The sequence below is a fragment of the Phenylobacterium sp. genome, from assembly GCF_019636135.1.
GTDB lineage: Bacteria > Pseudomonadota > Alphaproteobacteria > Caulobacterales > Caulobacteraceae > Phenylobacterium.
Genome location: NZ_JAHBYD010000059.1, coordinates 1 through 5,285 on the forward strand (window position 1 = coordinate 1; position 5,285 = coordinate 5,285).

The following is a 5,285-nucleotide window of genomic DNA, read 5'->3' on the forward strand; positions in this document are numbered from 1 at the left end:
GGCTGCCGCGCCGGAGACGACGCCGTCCAGGGTGTCGAGGAGGAGGGGCAGGGAGGCGCGCTCGGCCTCCCGGTCGCGGTCGCGCTCGGTATAGTCGAGACGTTCGGGCGCCTCGGCGCGTTCCAGGGCCTCCTCGCGTTCGGTTTCGGGAGCGTCGCGGTCCTCGCGCGCATCCTCGCGGTCCTGCCGCCGGGCCTCGCGGCGCAGGCGCAGTTGCAGTGCGATCGACACCCTGACCGAGAAGAAGCAGCGGTCGAAGAGGTTGAACAGCGCCACCCGCTCGGCCGGCGTCTCCGCCGCCTCGGCCTCGCGCCCGAACGCCAGCCCCAGGCGGGTCGCCACCTGCTGCAGCTCATCGAGCTGCCGACTGCGCGGATCGTCGGCGTTCATGAGAACAAAGATATAACAATAATGCGGGGGCCGTCAACTGCGCCAGGCTCTACGGGCCGAATACGGCCCTCCGGCGGGGATGACGGGGTGAGTCCGGCTCCTGGGACCAATCCACATTCAGCGCGCGCTCCAGCGGTCCTTCGCCCCGTGCGGAGGAAGGGCTTGCCCCGCTCCGGGGTGGCGCGTCAGCGCCGCTGATTCGACACCAAGCCCACCAAGGTCACGAAGAGGCTGGCGTCGCCCTTGGCGCGCTTGGTGGCCTTGGTGGTTCGAAACGACAGCGCCTGCGGCGCGCAGAGAGCCGCCGGCTCATCCCTCGGAGACCGGGCCTTCGGTTGAATGCGGACCCTAGTCCGCGAGAAGGACGATCTTCCCGAACTTTCCGGGGGTGCGGTAGGCCTCGTAGGCGCTTGCGGCGTCCGCGAGGGCGAAGGTGGCGGCGACGGGGACGGCGATCTTCCCGCGTTCGACCATGGACAGGACCTCCCGCTCGACGGCTCGCGTCGCCAGCGCCTTCTCTTCCAGGGGGCGTGTGCGCAGGCCGCTGGCGCGGAGCGTCGCGCGGCGGGCGGCCAACTGCATGAAGTCCACCTTCGCCTCGAAGCCCGTGGACGAGCCGATCAGGACGAAGCGGCCTCCGACGTTCAGGGACCGGAGCCGCGCATCGAAGCTGTCCAGGCCGGCCAGTTCCAGCACGACGTCGTAGGGCCCGTTCGCCGCCGCCTCGGCCGGGTCGATGACCCGGTGCGCGCCGAGGGCGGCGACCTGCTGGCGCCGTGCGGGGTCGCGGACCGAGGCGACGACCTCTGCGCCGGCCACGGCGGCCATCTGCACGCCCGCATTGCCCACGCCGCCGGCCGCGCCGGTGATCAGCACGCGCTCGCCCGGGCGCAGCGCGCACTGGGTGAAGAGGGCGTCGTGGGCGGTGATGAACGCCTCGGGGAAGCCGCCGGCCTCGGCCCAGGAGAACGACGCCGGGACCCGCATCAGCTCCCGCTCGTCCAGGGCGATCAGCTCCGCCTGCCCGCCGCCGCCGACCAGGCCCATGACCCGGTCGCCGACCGAGAAGCGCGTCGCCGAGGGGCCCAGCGCCACGACCTCGCCCGCGAACTCCAGCCCCGGGATATCGGCCGGCGCCCGGGGCGGCGCGGGGTAGACGCCCGCCACCTGGCCGAGGTCGGCGTTGTTGACGCCTGCGGCCCGGATCCGCACCAGCACGCCGCCGTGGCCGGCCTGGGGGTCCGGATGCTCGCGGAACGCCAGTCCCGCCGCGGGGTCGATCGTGACGGCCTTCAACGACGGGGCCCGGAGAGGTCCCGGCGGTAGGGGCCCACCATCAGGCCTTCGATCCGTGAGCCTTCGATGGCGAGCACGGGGCGCAGCGCCCGGAACAGGCGCGCGTAGTTGTAGAACGGCACGCTGGGCCAGAGGTGGTGCATGAGGTGCAGGTTCTGCTGGAGCAGGATCAGCGTGCCGCCGGTCCAGAGGCTGATGCGGGTGTTCTTGTAGCGCTCGGTGCTGTCGAAGGGGTGGTGCGGCAGCCAGGAGAAGAAGGTCATCAGGATGATGCTGGCGATCGCCTTGGGGACCAGCCAGAGCCACAGCCACTGCTCGAAGTATCCGGTCGCCACAGCGGCGACGAGCAGCGCGATCTGGGCGACGCCGACGGCCGAGATCGCGACGAGCTCGCCGGGCGTCAGGGTCTTGCGGAGGTAGGCCCACCGCTTGGGCATGATGATGGCCAGGGTGAACATCGGCAGCATGTTCAGCGGGATGCCGATGATCCACTTCACCAGCAGCGCGGCGAACGTGCCCTTCACGCCGATGTCGGGGTCCTGGTCGGTGTTGGTGTGGGCGTGATGCAGCAGGTGGCCGCGCTGGAGCTGCGGCCAGCCCATGCCCAGGCCCAGCGACCCGATCCAGCCGACGACCGTGTTGACCCAGTTGAGGCTCGTCGGCCGCGCGACGACGTTGCCATGCACGGACTCGTGGACGAGCGTGTAGTGGGCGTACATCAGGAGCCCGAGCACGGGGCTCGCGATCCCGTAGGGAACCGCGCCGGTCCAGCCCAGCCAGATGAGCCCGATCAGGCTCACCGGCAGGATGACGGCGAGCGCCAGGGTGGGCCAGGCGACGGCCGGCGACAGCGCGAGCGCGATGCGCTTTTCCTCGGCGTGCGAGAGGCCGACCGCGGCGCGCGCGGATCTGATGTCGATGTTGCCGCCGTCCGCCATGACGCGTCCTCCTAGGGCTTGTTGTTCCGGGCGCCCGCGTTGAGGCCCGTGAAGACCTTCGTCATGACGTGGTCCCAGGCGCCGGGCTCGAGGTCGGGAAGGTCCATCAGCCGCGCCGCGTAGGCGCCGAGCAGGACCACGTACATGAAGCGCGCGGCGGCCCGGGCGTCGATGTCGCCGGCGATGTGGCCGCCCTGCTGTGCGGCCGCGATCATGTCGACGAGCTCGGTTTCGGTGCCGGCCACCTGGCCGCTCAGCACCCGCTTGATCTCGGGATCGCGGGCCGCCGCGATGGCGCCGATCATCAGGGGAGCCGCGGGTTGCTCGACCGTGGCCAGTTCCTTGCCCCGGGCCAGCAGCAGCGCCAGGACGTCGCGGGTCGGCGCGGCCTGGAACTTCCGGCGCATGTCCTCGCAGGCGCGGTCCTCGATGACCGCCGCCACCAGCTCGGCCTTGGAGTCGAAGTGATTGTAGAGCGCGCCGGCGCTCAGCCCCGCCGCCCTGGCGATGTCGGCCACGCGCGCGGCCTCCACGCCGAGTTCGGCGAAGGCGTCGGCGGCGCCGTCGACCACCCGGCGGCGCGTGTCCTGCGGCGTGAGGCCCTTGACTCTGCCCATGCGTGAAAAATAATGAATGATCATTCATAACGCAAGCGGCGATTTGCCGGGGCGTCGCGGGACGCGGCGTGGCGACGGAGGAGGGCGGATGGGAATCGCGGAGAACAAGGCGCTCGTGGAGCGCTTCTGCAGCTTCTACGGAACGCAGGACTTCAGGTCGTTCCGGGACATGCTGAGCGACGACCTCACCTGGTGGATCAACGGCAAGCCGCACCTGTTCGCGGGCGCCGGGACCATGACCAAGACGCAGTACATCGACATGCTGCGGACCAACGGCGGCGCGCTGGAGGGCGGCATGACCATGACGGTGGTGGGGATGGTGGCGGAGGGCGACTGCGTGGCCGCCGAACTGCGGTCCCACGCGGTCACGAAGACCGGCAAGGTCTACAGCAACGACTACCACATCCTCTTCGAACTGCGGGACGGGAAGATCGTGAAGGTCCGCGAGTACCTCGATCCCATGCACGGCCTCGAGGTGTTCTCCGGCTGAGGCTCCGAGCCGGCGGGCCGCCAGCGGTCCGGCCTTCGATCCGGAGGAAGGGTCAGCGTCGGCGCGAACCTTCGGGCGCGGAGGGGGCGTCAGCGCCGCATGGATTCAACCACGAACCACACGAAAGACACGAACGGGTCGTGGGTGTGCTCAGGGGCGGAGTCTCTTCTGTGTTTTCCGTGTTTTCCGTGGTCCATCTTGAGGGCGCCTGCGGCGTGCCGGGCGGTCGGCGGTTGTTCTCGATAGCGCTCATCGCGGCGGAAGGAAGCCTGGGTTCCCGCGTGCGCGGGGATGAGCGGGGAGGGCATGCGGCGGGCGGCGCCGCGGTCTTCCTGGAGGGCCGCGCGTCGGATTAGATGCGCGCCGCCACGTCCAAGGAGAGCCCTGCATGCCCCGCGACCGTCTCGTGACGCTGAACGCCATGATGGATCAGGGGGTCATCCCGGTCTTCCACCATGCCGACCCCGAGGTCTGCGTGAAGGTGATCCAGGCCTGCGCCGACGGCGGGGCCAAGTGCGTCGAGTTCACCAACCGGGGCGATTTCGCCGCCGAGGTGTTCCGGGATGTGACGAGGCACTTCGCGAAGGCGGACCCCAGCGTGATCATGGGCGCGGGCTCGATCGTCGAGGCGCCGACGGCGGGGGTCTACCTGGCGCACGGGGCGAACTTCATCGTGGGGCCGGTGCTGAACGCCGAGGTGGCGCGGGTCTGCAACCGCCGCATGATCCCCTATTCGCCGGGCTGCGCGACGCCCACCGAGATCAGCCAGGCGCAGGAGCTGGGCTGCGAGATCGTGAAGCTGTTCCCGGGGAGCACCGTGGGCGGGCCCGAGTTCGTTAAGGCGGTGCTGGGGCCGATGCCCTGGACGAAGATCATGCCCACCGGCGGCGTGGACGCGACCGAGGCGTCGCTGACGCCATGGTTCGCGGCCGGCATCGTGGCCTGCGGCATGGGCTCGAACCTGGTGACCAGGGCGCTGCTGGACGCGAAGGACTATGCCGGCATCGCGGCGCGGGTGCGCGACACCGTGCAGCTCATCAGGACGATCCGCGGACGCTGACGCCGGGACCGGTCGGGCTCAGAAGTCGCAGCCGGAGGTGGGGCCGCGGGGCGGATGGCGGCCGTCGAGGGCGAGGGAAACCGAGTAGTAGCTGGTGGCGCCGCCCGTGGGCGCGGTGCGCTGGTCGACGGTGACCGTGAAGGGGGCGCGGCCGGCGAGCGTTCCGGCATAGGCGCGGGTCCCTTCGCCGGTCCCCAGCTTCTCGCACGACATCTCGACCAGCCGGGCGCCGCGGACCCGCATGGCGTTGACCACGTCGTAGGGGATCTCGGCGCCGATCTTGGTCCAGCCGAAGCCCAGGGCGCTGGGCGCCCCGCGGCCTTCGACCGACGCCGACAGGCCCCCCAGCGATCCGCTCGCCAGGTCGGGCGCGGTGGCCCGGGGCGCCCAGCGGACGCCCGCGGCGCGCTGCCGGATCGCCTCCAGCGTGGGCCGCTCGCCGGGCGCCGGCGCCACGGCGAGAAGCGCATCGGCCGCCGGGCCGCCGGCGACCA

Annotated in this window: 7 protein-coding genes; 2 read left to right on the plus strand and 5 right to left on the minus strand. The window is 71.1% G+C overall.

Annotated elements, in window-relative coordinates; all coding sequences use genetic code 11:
* From KF737_RS22345 to KF737_RS22360, 4 genes are all read right to left on the minus strand, one after another.
* On the minus strand, positions 1–390 hold a 390-nt coding region (locus tag KF737_RS22345), incomplete at its 3' end, for a hypothetical protein (protein ID WP_296460786.1).
* A gap of 348 nt (positions 391–738) precedes the next feature.
* A complete protein-coding gene (locus tag KF737_RS22350) occupies positions 739–1,686 on the minus strand; it encodes a zinc-binding dehydrogenase (RefSeq protein ID WP_296460789.1) in 948 nt (315 codons plus the stop codon).
* Positions 1,683–2,624 (minus strand): fatty acid desaturase, encoded by a 942-nt coding sequence (locus KF737_RS22355; RefSeq protein ID WP_296460792.1) that lies wholly within the window; start codon positions 2,622–2,624, stop codon positions 1,683–1,685. The genes KF737_RS22350 and KF737_RS22355 overlap by 4 nt, the downstream gene beginning before the upstream one ends.
* Before the next feature lie 11 nt (positions 2,625–2,635).
* Positions 2,636–3,241 (minus strand): TetR/AcrR family transcriptional regulator, encoded by a 606-nt coding sequence (locus KF737_RS22360; protein WP_296460795.1) that lies wholly within the window; start codon positions 3,239–3,241, stop codon positions 2,636–2,638.
* Between the two features lie 88 nt (positions 3,242–3,329).
* On the opposite strand from KF737_RS22360, the gene KF737_RS22365 reads away from it, so the two are divergent.
* Together KF737_RS22365 and KF737_RS22370 are read left to right on the plus strand one after the other, a co-directional pair.
* Positions 3,330–3,731 carry a nuclear transport factor 2 family protein gene (locus KF737_RS22365; RefSeq protein WP_296460798.1) on the plus strand — a complete coding sequence of 134 codons (402 nt, stop codon included), beginning with the start codon at positions 3,330–3,332 and terminating at the stop codon, positions 3,729–3,731.
* Positions 3,732–4,119: 388 nt separating this feature from the next.
* Entirely contained in the window at positions 4,120–4,791 is a 672-nt protein-coding gene (locus KF737_RS22370) for a bifunctional 4-hydroxy-2-oxoglutarate aldolase/2-dehydro-3-deoxy-phosphogluconate aldolase (RefSeq protein ID WP_296460800.1), read from the plus strand.
* Between the two features lie 18 nt (positions 4,792–4,809).
* On the opposite strand, the gene KF737_RS22375 is transcribed toward KF737_RS22370, so the two are convergent.
* A partial coding sequence (locus KF737_RS22375) for a hypothetical protein (protein ID WP_296460803.1) occupies positions 4,810–5,285 on the minus strand: 476 nt, incomplete at its 5' end.